Here is a 14376-nt window from a genome sequence, read left to right as displayed (position 1 = left end):
CGTCCCGGCGATGCGGGTGGTCATCGCCGGCGGTGGCACGGCCGGACACATCGAGCCCGCGCTGGCGACCGCGGACGCGTTGCGCCGACGGCGCCCTGACGTCTCGATCGTCGTGATCGGCACCGAGCGTGGATTGGAGAGCCGGCTGGTGCCGGCCCGCGGATACCCGCTGGAGCTCATCCCGCCGGTCCCGCTGCCCCGCCGGCTCACCCCCGCCCTGGCGACGGTGCCGGCGCGACTGGTCCGAGCCGTCCGCGCGGCCGGGCGGGTGCTCGACCGCCCGCGAGCCGACGTGGTGGTCGGCTTCGGGGGTTACGCCGCGCTGCCCGCCTACCTGGCCGCACGGCGGCGGCGGGTCCCGATCGTCGTGCACGAGGCGAACGTCCGCCCCGGGTTGGCCAACCGGGTCGGAGCCCGGCTGACCCGGCACGTCGCGACCGCGGCGGCGGGGGCCCGGCTTCCGCACGCCACCTTCGTCGGCATGCCGCTGCGCCGGCCGATCGCGACCCTCGACCGTTCGACCGGTCGCGACGCCGCCCGGCTGACCCTGGGTCTCGCGCTGGGCGCCCCGGTGCTGCTCGTGTTCGGCGGCTCGCAGGGCGCCAGACGGGTCAACGAAGCCGTGGTGGGGGCCGCCGCGGGGCTCGCCGGGGCCGGGGTCCAGGTGCTGCACCTCACCGGCGCGGCGCACGCGGCCTCGACGGAGGCGGCGATCGCCGGCCGGCCGCCCATCCCGCGCTACGTCGTGTTGCCCTACCTCGACCGGATGGAGCTCGCCTACGCCGCAGCCGACCTCGCGCTGTGCCGGGGCGGCGCCATGACCTGCGCCGAGCTGGCGGCGGTGGGTCTGCCCGCCGCGTACGTTCCGCTTCCGATCGGAAACGGCGAGCAGCGCCGCAACGCCGAACCCGTGGTGGCCGCCGGGGGTGGCCTGCTCGTCGACGACGCCCGGCTGGACGCCACGTGGATCACCGAGACCCTGCTGCCGCTGCTGACCGACCCGGGACGGCTGGCCGGCATGAGCTCGGCGGCGGCCCGGTTCGGTCGCCGCGACGGCGACGAGGCGCTGGCGGATCTCGTGCTCAGCGCCGGGACGCACCAGTGAGCGCGCCGTCCGGTCCGGCGCCGCTCGGTCGGGTGCACTTCATCGGGATCGGCGGCGCCGGGATGAGCGGCATCGCCCGGATCCTGCTGGCCCGTGGCGCCCAGGTTTCCGGCAGCGACGCCAAGGATTCCCGCGGGTTGGCCGCGCTGCGGGCGCTCGGGGCACAGGTCCACGTCGGGCACGACCCGGACTGGGTCGACACGGCGGACACGGTCGTCGTCTCGAGTGCGATCCGGGCGGACAACCCGGAGCTGATCGAGGCTCGCCGCCGCGAGCTGCTGGTGCTGCCCCGGGCCGCGGCGCTGGCCGCGGTGATGGCCGGCCGGCGGGGGATCGCGATCGCCGGCACCGCGGGGAAGACGACGACAACGTCGATGCTGACCGTCGGGTTGCAACATTGCGGGCTCGATCCCTCGTTCGCCATCGGCGGAGACCTCAACGAACCAGGCTCCAACGCCCACCACGGCGGTGGTGACCTGTTCGTGGCCGAAGCCGACGAGAGTGACGGCTCGTTCCTCCTGCTCTCCCCGTTCGCCGCCGTCGTCACCAACGTCGAGGCCGACCACCTCGACCACTACGGCACGGCGGCCGCGGTCGAAGAGGCGTTCGCCGAGTTCGTTGCCCGGGTCTCGACGGACGGCTTCGTCGTGACCTGCGCCGACGACGTCGGGGCGCGGCGGGTCGCTGCCGCGGCGACGGCCGCCGGCCGTCGGGTGGTGAGCTACGGCTGGGCGGATGACGCCGCGGTGCGGGTCGACGGGTTGCGCCTGGAGGGCGAGCGAGCCAGGTTCGAGGTCATCGCCATCGGGCGCCGGCTCGGGACCGTGCAGCTCGTCGTCCCGGGTCGGCACAACGCGAGCAACGCCGTCGCGGCGCTGACCGCCGGGCTCGAGCTCGGCGCGCCGTTCGCCGAGCTGGCCGCCGGGCTGGCCGGGTTCACCGGCGCCCGGCGCAGGTTCGAGACGAAGGGATGGGTTGGTGGGATCCGGGTCGTCGACGACTACGCCCACCATCCGACGAAGATCCGGGCGGTGCTGACCGCGGCCCGCCAGGTCGTCGGGGGGGACGGTCGAGTCGTCGCCGTCTTCCAGCCGCACCGCTATACCCGGACCGCCGGGTTCGCGACCGCGCTGGGGGCCGCCCTGGCGCTCGCCGACGTCGTTGTCGTTATGGAGGTCTACGCGGCCGGTGAGGACCCGATCCCCGGGGTGACCGGGGCGCTGGTCGCCGGCGCCGTCCCGCTCGCCGCCGATGCGGTTCACTACGAGCCGTCCTGGTCGGCGGTGCCGGGCCGGGTCGCCGGGCTGGTCCGGCCCGGCGATCTCGTTCTCACCCTCGGTGCCGGGGACGTCACCATGATCGGCCCGGAGATCCTCGACGTGCTGCGTCCCGCGCCGTGAGCTTCGTCTGGTCGCCGCCGGCCGACCCGGCGGCGGTCGCAGACCTGGCCGCCCGCCTCACCGCCGCCGGGCTGGCGGTGCAGACCGCCCGCCCGCTCGGGCCGCTCACCACGTTCGGGGTCGGCGGGGCGGCCGCCGTGTTCGTCGAGCCGGTCGACCAGGCCGCGCTGACCCGGATCCTGGAGCTGCTCGCCCCCAGCCCGGAGTCGGCGGTCCCGATGCTCGTCCTCGGCAAGGGGTCGAACCTGCTGGTCGCCGACGCCGGGTTCCCAGGATTGGCGTTGCGGCTCGGCCGCGGCTTCACCCGCCGCCACCGCGAGGGCGACCGGATCGAGGTCGGCGCGGGGGTGGCGATGCCGCAACTGGCCGCCTGGACCGCCCGGTCGGGGCTGACCGGCCTCGAGTTCGCCGCCGCGATTCCCGCGAGCGTCGGCGGATCGGTTCGGATGAACGCCGGTGCGCACTCCGGTGAGGTCGCCGACGTGCTCGCCGGGGCCGACCTGGCCAGCCCCGAGCAGCCCCACCCGCGCCGGGTCGCTGCCGCCGAGCTGGGCCTCGGGTACCGACGGTCGGCGCTGCCGCCCCGGACCGTCGTCACCGCCGCCGAGTTCCGGCTCCGGCCGGACGACCCGGTGGCCATCGGGCAGCGGCTGGCCGATCACCGAGCCTGGCGCCGCCACACACAGCCATTGCGGGCGCGTTCGTGCGGCTCGACCTTCACCAATCCGCCGGGGGACTCGGCCGGGCGCCTCATCGAGGCGGCCGGGCTCAAGGGGCTGCGGGTCGGGGGCGCCCAGATCTCCGACAGGCACGCGAACTTCATCGTCGTCGATCCCGGAACCCGGGCCGCCGACGTGCTGGGCCTGCTGGTCCGGGTTCAGCGGGCGGTCCGCGAGGCCGGGGGGCCCGAGTTGCGCCCCGAGGTGCGGGCGGTCGGGGATTTCGGGGGCCTCGCCGGCCCCTGAAGCTCAGCTCGACCCTGCGACAGCTGGAGACTAAGCGTCCGAATTCTGCCGACACGCAGGGAATTCACCCGGGACGGCCTTGACCCGGCTGGCCAGATCCCCCTATGGTCCGCCCCAGCCCTCACGTTGACATAACTATAAGTATCTACCTGAGGGTGAGGGTCGGAAGGGTCGAAATCGGCCGGTCCGACACCCTCTCGCCGAAGTCGGTGGCGCCTTCCCCGCGCCACCGGCCCCGGCGAGAAGTCCCCCGCACCGTTCGGCCGGTGGCGCGCGCCCGGCACCGGCCCGAGGCATCCGAGAGGTCTGCATCCGTGGCAGCACCGCAGAACTATCTGGCCGTGATCAAGGTCGTCGGCATCGGGGGCGGTGGCGTCAACGCCGTCAATCGCATGATCGAGGTCGGCCTCAAGGGGGTCGAGTTCATCGCGATCAACACCGACGCCCAGGCATTGCTGATGAGTGACGCCGACGTCAAGCTCGACATCGGCCGGGAGCTCACCCGCGGGCTCGGCGCCGGGTCCGACCCCGAGGTGGGCCGGCAGGCCTCCGAGGACCACCGAGAGGAGATCGAGGAGGTCCTCAAGGGCGCCGACATGGTCTTCGTCACCGCGGGGGAGGGCGGCGGGACCGGTACCGGGGGCGCCCCGGTCGTGGCCAACATCGCCAAGTCCATCGGCGCCCTGACCATCGGCGTCGTCACCCGGCCATTCCAGTTCGAGGGCAAGCGCCGGGCCAGCCAGGCCGAGCGCGGCATAACCGACCTGCGGGACGAGGTCGACACGCTCATCGTCATCCCGAACGAACGGCTGCTCTCGATCAGCGACCGGCAGGTCAGCGTGCTCGAGGCCTTCCGGTCCGCCGACCAGGTCCTGCTCTCCGGCGTGCAGGGGATCACCGATCTGATCACCACCCCAGGCCTGATCAACCTCGACTTCGCCGACGTCAAGTCGGTCATGTCCGGCGCCGGGTCCGCGCTGATGGGGATCGGCTCGGCCCGGGGCGACGACCGGGCTGCGTCGGCCGCCGAGATGGCGATCGCCAGCCCGTTGCTCGAGGCCAGCGTCGACGGTGCCCACGGTGTGCTGATGAACATCTCCGGAGGCTCGGACCTCGGCTTGTTCGAGATCAACGAGGCCGCGCAGCTGATCGCCGACTCGGCGCACCCGGACGCGAACATCATCTTCGGCGCGGTCATCGACGACGCGCTCGGCGACGAGGTCCGGGTCACGGTGATCGCGGCCGGTTTCGATGCCGGGACCACCCAGCAGCGCCGGGAGCCGATCCGCCGGATCGCCCCGCCGCCGCCGCCCGAGCTCGATCAGGAGCTCGACCTCACCCGGGTGGAGCCGCCGGTCGGCCGCCCCGCGGCACCCCCGCCGGCCGCCACGCCCCAGCCGGCCGCCGCCCGCCCGGCCGGCGGAACCCGGTCGGCCCCCCGCCGGACGATCGTCTTCGACGACAGCGACGACCTCGACGTCCCGGACTTCCTGAAATAGTCCGCTTGGGCGAGGTCCAGCTCGAGTTCACCGACCGCCGCGGCGGCGTCAGCGTCGAGCCCTACGCCGAACTCAACCTCGGTGACGGCGTCGGCGACGGACCGGCCGCGGTCGCGGAGAATCGTCGGCGGCTGGCGGTGCGCCAGGCCAGCCCGATCTCGACGTTCGCCTGGATGGGCCAGCGCCACGGTGCCGACGTCGCGGTCCTCGACCGTCCGGTGGCCGGGCCGGTTCCCGGGGTCGACGCGTTGGTCACCGCCACGCCCGGGCTGTGGCTGACCGTCCTCGTCGCCGACTGTGCCCCGGTCCTGCTGGCCGACCGGACGGCCGGAACCGTCGCCGCCGTCCACGCGGGTCGGCGCGGGCTGGTGGCGGGCGTGGTGCCGGCCGCGGTCGCGGCCATGGTCGGCCGCGGTGCGACGCCGGATCGGATCGAGGCGCTGATCGGGCCGGCGATCGGAGGCTGCTGCTACGAAGTGTCGGCGGATCTCGCCGCCGTGGTGGCACTGCTGGTGCCGGCCGCGGCGGCCCGCACCCGGCAGGGCCGGCCGGCCGTCGACCTGCGGGCCGGGCTGCACGCCCAGCTGGTGGGTGCCGGCGTCGACACGGTGCGGCACGACCGGCGCTGCACGGTCGAATGTGCGGAGCTGTATTCCTACCGTCGGGACGGTGTCACCGGCCGGTTCGCCGGACTCGTCCGGCTGGCGCCTTGACCCGGCGGCCCGAGCTCGCCGCCCGGCTCGCGGCCCTGCGGGCGCGGATCGATGCGGCGTGCGCGGCGGCCGGTCGCCCGGGCGCGGAGGTCACGCTGGTGGCGGTGACCAAGGGGTTCCCGTCGAGCGACCTGCGGCTGCTGGCTGAACTCGGCGTCGGTGACGTCGGGGAGAACCGCGACCGGGAAGCTCGCGCGAAGTGGGCCGAGCTCGGGGGGCTCGGCCTGCGCTGGCACTTCGTCGGCCGGCTCCAGACCAACAAGTGCCGATCCGTCGCGGGCTACAGCGACGTCGTCCACTCGATCGACCGGGAGTCGTTGGTCGGGTTCCTGGCGGCGGGCGCCCGCGCATGCGGCCGGAACGTCACCGGGCTGGTCCAGGTGGCCCTCGACGACACCCCGGGTCGGGGTGGGATCTCGCCGGATGGGGTTTCGGCGCTCGCCGACGCGGTCGCCGCCGCGGACGGTCTCGAGCTGGGCGGCGTGATGGCGGTGGCTCCGCTCGGCGCCGACCCGGCGGCCGCCTTCGCCCGGCTTGCGGAACTCGCCGCCCGGGTGCGCGTGGATCATCCGGCGGCGCGGATGATCTCGGCGGGGATGAGCAGCGACCTCGAGTCGGCGGTTGCCGCGGGCGCGACACATCTGCGGATCGGCACGGCGTTGCTCGGCGTTCGCACGCCGAAGGTCGGGTAGCCTCCGCTACGAGGAAAGCGGTCGCCGCACCGACCGCGGCGAAGCAGGAGGGCGGCAATGGCCGGCGCGATGCGCAAGATGGCGGTGTATCTGGGACTCGTCGAGGACGAGGACCCGGACGAGTACGCCGACGCCGACGATTACCAGGAGGCGCCGGTGGCCCCGCGCCGCCCGCGGGCGGACGAGACGGCGCGTTCCGGCGTTCGTCGGCTCGAGGAGCCCGCGACGACTACCCGGTACAGCCCACCCGGGGCGGCCGATCCGCGGGAGCTGTACCGGATCACGACCCTGCACCCACGCACCTACAACGAGGCCCGCACGATCGGGGAGCACTACCGTGAGGGCACCCCTGTGATCATGAACCTGACCGAGATGGACGACGGTGACGCCAAGCGGCTCGTCGACTTCGCTGCCGGGCTCATCTTCGGGCTCCGGGGAAGCATCGAGCGGATCACCAACAAGGTGTTTCTGCTCAGCCCGGCAAACGTCGAGGTGACCGCCGAGGACAAGGCCCGGATCGCCGAAGGCGGTTTCTTCAATCAGAGTTGACGGCCCGGCGGTCCGGGTCGTGGAGGTCCAGCTGTGATCGCCATCGACGTCGTCCTCGGCGTGCTCTACCTTTTCCTGCTGCTCCTCATCGCCCGATTCGTCGCGGACTGGACCCAGACTCTGGCCCGGGACTGGCGCCCGCACGGGGCGACCGCCGCCGGGCTCGAGCTCGTCTACTCGGCGACGGACCCTCCCTTGCGCGCGTTGCGCCGGGTGCTCCCGCCGCTGCGGATCGGTTCGATCGCCCTGGACCTCGCTTTCCTTGTCGTGTTTGCCGTGATCGTTATCGTCATCCAGGTGCTCGGCGGGCCATTGTGAGGCCGAGCGTTCCTTCGTTCGAACCGAGGTGTGAGCCATGCCGTTGACGGCTGAGGACGTTCAGAACAAGCGCTTCTCCGAGACCCGGTTCGCCAAGGGTTACGACGAGGACGAAGTCGACGCGTTCCTCGACGAGGTCGAAGCCGAGTTGCGGCGCCTCACCACCGAGAACTCCGATCTGCGGGCCAGACTCGCGGCCGGTCCCCAGCCCGCCGGCCCTCCGGCCGCCGGGCCGCCCCCTCCGGCGCCCCCGCCCCCGCCGGTGGTTACGCCGCCCCCCGCCGCCACCGCCGACCAAACGGGGCAGGAGGCCGCCCTGCGCACCCTGCTGCTGGCCCAGCGCACCGCCGACGAGGCGGTCGCGCAGGCGCGGGCGGAGGCCGAGCAGATCATTGGCCAGGCGCGCGCTGGGGCCGCGACTGTGGAGCGGGAGGCCCGGGACCGGTCGGCCGCTGAGCTGGCTGGGCTGTCCCGCCAGCGCGCGGAGCTCGCTGCCCAGGTCGAGGGGCTGCGCAACTTCGAGCGCGAGTACCGCACCCGGCTGCGTGCCTATCTCGAGTCCCAGCTCCGCGACCTGGAGACTCGGGTGGTCGAGCCGTCGCCGCCGGCCGGGGGACCGCCCGGGCCGTTCGGTGCGCAGCCACCGGCCGCCCCACCGGCCACGTTACCGACGACCGCCCCGCCAGCCCCGGCCGCCGCGCCACCGACGCCGGCTCCGCTCCCGCCCGCGCGGGGCCCGTTCACTGCCCCGCCGCAGGCCGGGCCGCCGCGGGAAGCCGGGCCGTCCACCACGGACACGACGGACATCGATGAGCGCCACGAGGACCCGCCGCTGCGCTGACGTCCGCCGCACGCCCGGCTGTCCGTCCGGTGGTCTGAATAGGATGCCCGCGGTGTCCGTCCGCCCCCCTTGGGAGTCGAATTGATCGTCATCAGCGGCGCGCTCTGCCTGGTCGCGCTGGTGCTTCTTGTCTTGGGGCTCATCCTCAGCGGCGGGCTGGCGCTGATCTACGCCTCGATCGGGGTCAGCCTGGTGTCGTTCCTGTTCCTGTTCCTCGGTGTCCGCCAGCGCCGGGTAGGCGGCCTGTTCTTCGGTGTCCGCCAGCGCCGGGCAGGCGGCCTCGCCACTGCCCCGGTGACCCCGGTGCAGCCCGCCACGGTGAGTACCTTCACGCCGGTCGAGGAGATCACCCGGGTAATCCCGGCGGTGCCGAGCGAGGGCGAGGTGTTCGTAATCCCGGGCCGGCCCCGGTACCACGCGGCGGGCTGCCGATTCCTTTCCGGCCGACCGAGCGAGTCGACTACCGTCGAGGCAGCGCGCGCCGAGGGCTACCAGTCGTGTGGGATCTGTCGTCCGGACTCCGACGACGAGGTCGACGAACCGGTTGCCGTCGCACCGGCGGTCCCGTCGAGGGGCCGGGTTCCCGGGAAAGCTCGGGTCAAGGCACCTGCGAAGTCCGTGTCGAAGGCACCCGCGAAGGCACCTGCGAAGTCCGTGTCGAAGGCACCCGCGAAGGCACCCGCAAAAGCACCGGCAAAGCCACCAGCAACGGCACCGGCCCGGGCACCGGCCAAGAAGGCGCCCGCGGCGGCGCCCGCCCGCCGGGTGGCGACGGTGGTGGTGATCCCGGACCGCGGCAAGTTCCACCAGGCCGACTGCCGGTACGTACGGGGTGCGGTCGACGCGGTCGAACTCACGAAGGCGGTCGCCCGACGCCAGGGTTACGAGCCGTGCGGGGTCTGCCAGGCGTAGTCGGGGTCAGTCGCTGGGCCGACGGAACGGGTCCCGGGGCGGGGGCACAGCCAGCTGGAGTCGGTCGCCTTCGACCGATAGACCGGTGAGCGCGAGCACTCGGCCGAGGATCGACGCGGTCGTTTCCCCCCGGTCGATCCCCTCCTGGGTCACCATGCAGCGGTAGATCGTGGCGTAGTGCCGGACCGGCGTGTCATAGCTCCAGTCGACGGAGCCGAGGTGCATTGCCGCGCCTTTGGTGCCGCCGATGCCGTTGAATGGGCCGCTCCAGACCTGGATCCCGGCCGGCCCGGCCGCGAACACCCCGCCGACGCCGACGTCTTCGCGAGCTGCCGCATCGAGCAGCGCCCGGGTCTGCCGCTCCGGTAGGACCAGAGCCGGCCGGATCTGGCTGGCCAGCGCGGGGATGGCCACGACGTTGGCGGCCAGCTTGAGGTTGGCCGGTGGCTTGCTGAGCAAAGACAGGGTCACGTGGTCCTCCCGTGGCTTCCACTGCTCCGCTCGGAGCAGCCAACTGCCGCCACCGGAAGCATCGGCACCGGCGAATGCCGAACTTGACTCCGCCAAACGGGTGGTTCCTGCCCGGGTCAGACCGAACGGAGCCAGAACCGCACCCCGAGCTCGGCCGCGTCGTGCATCGAGAGTGGGGCGGTCGGCGGCCCTTCGGTGACCGACACCGCCAGCACCTCCAGGGCGATGGTCGATGCGCCGTGTCGGAGCGCCTCCGCGGCGTCCGGCTCGGGATCGGCCGCCCACCACAGCTCGATCCGGTCCGAGACATCGAGCCCGCTGGCCTTGCGTGCTTCCTGCACCAGCCGGACGAATTTGCGAACCGTTCCGGCCCGGATGAGCTCGGGGGTGAGGGCGAGGTCGAGGGCGATCGTTTCTCCGGCCGCGGAGGCGACGGCCCAGCCGGCCCGGGGCGCCTCGGTGATGACGACGTCGTCGGGTTCGACGTGAACCGAAGCTCCCTCCACGTCGATCGTGGCCGACCCGGTGTCGCGCAGCCGCGTCGCCAGGCTCCCCGGGTCCTCGGCGGCGACCGCGGCCGCCACCGCGGGCGTGCGGGGGCCGAACCGGCGCCCGAGTGAGCGGAAGTTCGGCTTGATGGTGCGGCTGACGAGTTCGCCTTCCCCGGCGAGGGAGGTGACCTCGACGACGTTGAGCTCCTCGGCGAGCAGTGCCTGCAGGTCGGGGGCCAGATCGGCCCAGCCACCGGCCGCGACCAGGGCCCGGGCAAGCGGTTGCCGAATTCCCTGCCCCGAATCGGCCCGTGCCGCCCGGCCGAGCTCGACCAGGCGCCTGACCAGTGCCATTTGCTCGGTCAACCCGGCATCCGCGAGTGCCGCGTCGGGGACCGGCCACTTGGCCAGGTGCACCGAGTCGGGCCCGTCCGGGACGGCGAGGACGTCCCAGAGATAGTCGGTGAGGAACGGGATGAACGGGGCGAGCAGGCGGCTCAGGGTCTCGAGGCAGGTGTGCAGGGTTGCGAAGGCGGCCGCGCCGTCCGCCGTGCCTGGGCCGTCCCAGAACCGGCGGCGCGCCCGCCGTACGTACCAGTTCGAGAGGTCGTCGATGAACTGTGCCAGCCGGCGTCCGGCCCGCGCGGTGTCGAACTGCTCGAGCGCGGCGTCCACCTCGGCCACGGTGGCCTGGAGCTCCGCGAGCGCCCACCGATCGAGCAGCGGGCGGTCGGCTGGCCGCGGAGCGCCGGCCGAGTCGGACGGGCTCCAGGCCCGAGCCTCCGGCCGGGTCGGGTCCTGACCGGCCGCCGACGCGTATAGCGCGAGGAAGGCCACGGTGTTCCAGTACGTGAGCAGGACCTTGCGGACCACCTCCTCGAGGGTGTGGTCGCCGATCCGCCGGGCCGACCACGGTGAGCCGCCGCAGAGCATGTACCAGCGGACCGCGTCCGCCCCATGCCGCTCGAACAGCGCGAACGGGTCGAGGATGTTGCCGAGGTGCTTGCTCATCCTCCGGCCGTCCTCCGCGAGGATGATGCCGAGGCAGAGCACGGTCTCGTAGGACGATCGGTCGAAGACCAAGGTCCCGATGGCCATCAGGGTGTAGAACCAGCCGCGGGTCTGGTCGAGCGCCTCGGCGATGAACTGAGCCGGATAGCTCCCCGCGAACTCCGCCTGCCCCCGGTGCGGGTAGCCGAACTGGGCGAACGGCATCGATCCCGAGTCGTACCAACAGTCGATGACCCCGGCGACCCGGACCGCTGTCTCGCCGCAGTCGGGGCACGGAAGGGTCACCTCGTCGACGTAGGGCCGGTGCGGATCGAGGTCGGCGAGATCGCGCCCGGCGAGTTCACCCAGTTCCGCCAGCGATCCGACGCATCGCAGGTGACCATCCGGGCAACGCCAGATCGGGAGCGGGGTTCCCCAGTAGCGGTCCCGGGATAGGGCCCAATCCACGTTGTTCTCGAGCCAGTCGCCGTACCGCCCGTGCTTGATCGTCTCCGGGTACCAATTGGTGCGCTCATTCTCGGCGAGCAGCCGCTCCTTGATCTCCGTGGTGCGGATGTACCAGGAGGGGAGCGCGTAGTACAGCAGCCGCGTGTCACAGCGCCAGCAGTGGGGATAGCTGTGCTCGTAGCTCTCCTCGCGGAACAGTCGGCCCCGCGCCGAAAGATCCGCGAGGAGCGTCGGATCGGCGGCCTTGAAGAACATCCCGCCGACCAGCTGAAGTTCTGGCTCGAAATGTCCGTCTGACCTGATCGGGTTCACGACCGGCAGTCCGTACCGGCGGGCGACCGCGAGGTCCTCGGCGCCGAAGGCCGGCGCCTGGTGGACGAGACCGGTGCCGTCCTCGACGGTGACGTAGTCCGCGAGCCCGACGTAGTGCGCCCCCGGGATGTCCAGGATCGTGAACGGCGGGTCATACCTAGTGTGCTCGAGCTCGGAACCGGATACCCGGTCGAGCACCTCCACGGGTCCCAGCACTCGTTCGGCGAGCGGCTCGGCGACGACCAGGACCTCATGCCCGCGTCGGGCAACCAGGTAGGTGACCTCGGGATGGACCGCGACCGCAGTGTTGCTCACCAGCGTCCATGGCGTCGTCGTCCACACCAGCAGGTTGGCCCCGATCTCCGCAAGGGGTCCGCTCGTCACCGGGAAACGGACGTAGACCGACGGATCGACGACCGTGAGGTAGCCCTGGGCGACCTCATGGTCGGACAGGCCGGTGCCGCACCTTGGGCAGTACGGCGTCACCCGGTGGTCCTGCACGAGCAGCCCCGCGTCGAAAATGCGCTGGAGGGACCACCAGACGCTCTCCACGTAGGACGAGTGCATCGTCCAATACGCGTCGCCGAAGTCCACCCAGTAACCCATTCGACGGGTCATCCGGGCGAATTCGTCGACGTGGCGTTGCACCGACTCCCGGCAGCGGGCGTTGAACTCGCCGACCCCGTAGGCCTCGATGTCCTGTTTCCCGGAGAAGCCCAGCTCCTTCTCGACCTCGAGCTCCACGGGCAGCCCGTGGCAATCCCACCCGGCCCGACGTGGGACGTGCCAGCCCTTCATCGTCTTGAACCGGGGGAACAGGTCCTTGAACACCCGGGCCTCGACGTGATGTGTGCCCGGCTTCCCGTTCGCGGTGGGGGGTCCCTCGTAGAACGACCAGAGCGGTCCGTCCCTGGTCTGGTCGAGCGACCGGGAGAAGACCTCCCGGTCCTGCCACCGCTGGAGGACGTCACGCTCCAAGGCGGGCAGGTCGACCTGCGCCGGCAGCGGTCGCAACCCGGTCATCTCGTCCTCCGTCGTCAGCTCGTGCTCAGCCGGCGAAGGGACGAGCCCGGGGGCCCGCGGTACCACCCTTCTTAGGTCACCGAGGCGACCCCGCTTCATTGCCTGCTGCCGGGTCTAGTAGGGCCGGGGCCCGTTCTTCCGACGGCTCGGGGGTGATGTTCCCGCCGCGCATGCCCCCGGGCTCGCACCGTCCCCGGGTCGCTGTTGGCCGCATTCGGCGGTACTCGTCCCCGTCAGCGCCTGTACCGGCCCAGCCTAGCGGGCCCGAGGCCAAAGGTGCGGGATCGAGCGGCGAGCCGCGTTGCCGCAGCCGGATTGGAGTCCTATCCTGCGACCCTCAAGATCGCGAGCTGGTCCGGTCGCAGAGGAGCGAGGACGATGGCCGCACAACGGGGTATCAGCGGGCGGATCCGTCAGCTGGTCGCTCCGCGGCGCGAGCAAACGGCCGCTCGGGCGCCGGCGAAGAAGGCGGCCCCGGTCAAGAAGGCGGCCCCCGCGAAGAAGGTAGCCCCGGTCAAGAAGGTAGCCCCCGCGAAGAAGGCGGCCCCGGTCAAGAAGGCGGCCCCGGTCAAGAAGGTAGCCCCGGTCAAGAAGGTAGCCCCGGTCAAGAAGGCGCCGCCCCCACGGCCGAGCGCCAAACCCTCGAACGCCCGGGCGGGCGTAGCCCCCGCCGTCCTGCCGACCGAGAAGGCCTGGACTGCGAAGGAGCTCTCCCAGATCCGCGCTGAGCTCGACCAGCAGGCGGCGGTGCTGCGCGGGGAGATCTCCGACGCGGAGTCGTCCTGGGCCACCCTGCAGCGCGACACCGGCGAAGGGGCGGGTGACGATCAGGCCGACGCTGGCACGAAGACCTTCGAGCGGGAGCATGAACTCTCGCTCGCCAACAACAGTAGGGACCTGCTCGCGCAGGTCGAGCGGGCGTTGCAGATGCTCGACAATGGCACCTACGGTGTGTGCGAGAACTGTGGTAACCCGATCGGCAAGGCGCGCCTGCAGGCGTTTCCCCGTGCGACGCTATGCGTGACATGCAAGCAACGCGAGGAACGCCGCTGACCGGTCCCGTCGTCGACGGAGACCAGTCAGCTGACGGCGCCGGTCGGGGGCGGCACCGACGGGTGTGGCTGCTTTCGGCCGTCGCTGCGAGCGTGCTCGCCGCCGATGTCGTGAGCAAGTCCCTGGTGGTCGCCGCCCTGTCCAACAGGCCTCCGATCCGGTTGCTCGATGGATTCCTCACGCTCACCGAGACGAGAAACGCCGGCGCGGCGTTCAGCATCGGGACTGGCGCCACCCTGCTTTTCTCGGTGATCGCCGTCGCGGTGATCGTTGCCATTCTGCGCACCGCCCGGCGGCTCCGGTCGGTTCCCTGGGCGGTGGTCCTGGGGTTGCTCCTCGGTGGGGCTACGGGCAATCTGGGCGATCGGCTGTTCCGGGCTCCCGGTCCGCTTCGAGGACACGTCGTCGACTGGATCCAGTTGCCGCACTGGCCGGTCTTCAATCTCGCGGATAGCGCAATCGTGGTCGGCGGCGCGCTCGCCGTGCTGCTGGCCATGCGCGGCGTCGGCCTCGACGGCACCCGGACCGTCCCCTCCAGACGGGCGCAACCGGGGGGGCCCGAGCGGTGAGCCGG

General features: G+C 72.3%; 14 protein-coding genes. 12 read left to right on the top strand and 2 right to left on the bottom strand.

Features of this window, described 5'->3' with window-relative positions; genetic code table 11:
• Positions 1-10: 10 nt before the first annotated feature.
• The 10 genes from murG to VNG13_05300 all read left to right on the top strand — a co-directional run bounded on the left by murG (position 11) and on the right by VNG13_05300 (position 8994).
• The gene (gene murG / locus VNG13_05345; GenBank protein HVA59945.1) at positions 11-1105 is read left to right on the top strand and encodes an undecaprenyldiphospho-muramoylpentapeptide beta-N-acetylglucosaminyltransferase; all 1095 of its coding nucleotides are present in this window, start codon (positions 11-13) and stop codon (positions 1103-1105) included.
• On the top strand, positions 1102-2505 hold the full coding sequence (murC, locus tag VNG13_05340) for a UDP-N-acetylmuramate--L-alanine ligase (GenBank protein HVA59944.1): 1404 nt from the start codon (positions 1102-1104) through the stop codon (positions 2503-2505). The genes murG and murC overlap by 4 nt, the downstream gene beginning before the upstream one ends.
• The gene (murB, locus tag VNG13_05335) at positions 2502-3470 is read left to right on the top strand and encodes a UDP-N-acetylmuramate dehydrogenase (GenBank protein HVA59943.1); all 969 of its coding nucleotides are present in this window, start codon (positions 2502-2504) and stop codon (positions 3468-3470) included. The genes murC and murB overlap by 4 nt, the downstream gene beginning before the upstream one ends.
• Positions 3471-3784: 314 nt before the next feature.
• Positions 3785-4969 (top strand): cell division protein FtsZ, encoded by a 1185-nt coding sequence (gene ftsZ / locus VNG13_05330; GenBank protein HVA59942.1) that lies wholly within the window; start codon positions 3785-3787, stop codon positions 4967-4969.
• 5 nt (positions 4970-4974) lie between these two features.
• A complete protein-coding gene (gene pgeF, locus VNG13_05325) occupies positions 4975-5682 on the top strand; it encodes a peptidoglycan editing factor PgeF (protein HVA59941.1) in 708 nt (235 codons plus the stop codon).
• Positions 5679-6374 (top strand): YggS family pyridoxal phosphate-dependent enzyme, encoded by a 696-nt coding sequence (locus VNG13_05320; GenBank protein HVA59940.1) that lies wholly within the window; start codon positions 5679-5681, stop codon positions 6372-6374. Before pgeF ends, VNG13_05320 begins: the two co-directional genes overlap by 4 nt.
• A gap of 57 nt (positions 6375-6431) precedes the next feature.
• Positions 6432-6923 carry a cell division protein SepF gene (sepF, locus tag VNG13_05315; protein ID HVA59939.1) on the top strand — a complete coding sequence of 164 codons (492 nt, stop codon included), beginning with the start codon at positions 6432-6434 and terminating at the stop codon, positions 6921-6923.
• A gap of 33 nt (positions 6924-6956) precedes the next feature.
• Positions 6957-7241, top strand: a complete 285-nt coding sequence (locus VNG13_05310; protein ID HVA59938.1) for a YggT family protein — start codon at positions 6957-6959, stop codon at positions 7239-7241.
• Positions 7242-7278: 37 nt separating this feature from the next.
• The gene (locus tag VNG13_05305; GenBank protein ID HVA59937.1) at positions 7279-8082 is read left to right on the top strand and encodes a DivIVA domain-containing protein; all 804 of its coding nucleotides are present in this window, start codon (positions 7279-7281) and stop codon (positions 8080-8082) included.
• 81 nt (positions 8083-8163) lie between these two features.
• Complete coding sequence (locus VNG13_05300; GenBank protein ID HVA59936.1) at positions 8164-8994, top strand: hypothetical protein; 831 nt, start codon at positions 8164-8166, stop codon at positions 8992-8994.
• Positions 8995-9000: 6 nt separating this feature from the next.
• Here the strand turns inward: VNG13_05300 and VNG13_05295 are convergent, their stop codons facing one another.
• Together VNG13_05295 and ileS are read right to left on the bottom strand one after the other, a co-directional pair.
• Positions 9001-9465, bottom strand: a complete 465-nt coding sequence (locus tag VNG13_05295; protein ID HVA59935.1) for a hypothetical protein — start codon at positions 9463-9465, stop codon at positions 9001-9003.
• A 116-nt stretch (positions 9466-9581) separates the two neighbouring features.
• Positions 9582-12749 (bottom strand): isoleucine--tRNA ligase, encoded by a 3168-nt coding sequence (ileS, locus tag VNG13_05290; GenBank protein ID HVA59934.1) that lies wholly within the window; start codon positions 12747-12749, stop codon positions 9582-9584.
• A gap of 378 nt (positions 12750-13127) precedes the next feature.
• Here ileS and VNG13_05285 point away from each other — a divergent pair, with 378 nt between their 5' ends.
• Positions 13128-13802 (top strand): TraR/DksA C4-type zinc finger protein, encoded by a 675-nt coding sequence (locus VNG13_05285; GenBank protein ID HVA59933.1) that lies wholly within the window; start codon positions 13128-13130, stop codon positions 13800-13802.
• Positions 13775-14371, top strand: a complete 597-nt coding sequence (lspA, locus tag VNG13_05280) for a signal peptidase II (protein HVA59932.1) — start codon at positions 13775-13777, stop codon at positions 14369-14371. The genes VNG13_05285 and lspA overlap by 28 nt, the downstream gene beginning before the upstream one ends.
• The last annotated feature ends 5 nt before the right edge of the window (positions 14372-14376 follow it).

The sequence above is a fragment of the Mycobacteriales bacterium genome (assembly GCA_035533475.1).
Lineage (GTDB): Bacteria > Actinomycetota > Actinomycetes > DATLTS01 > DATLTS01 > DATLTS01.
This window is presented reverse-complemented; position numbering and strand designations above follow the sequence as displayed.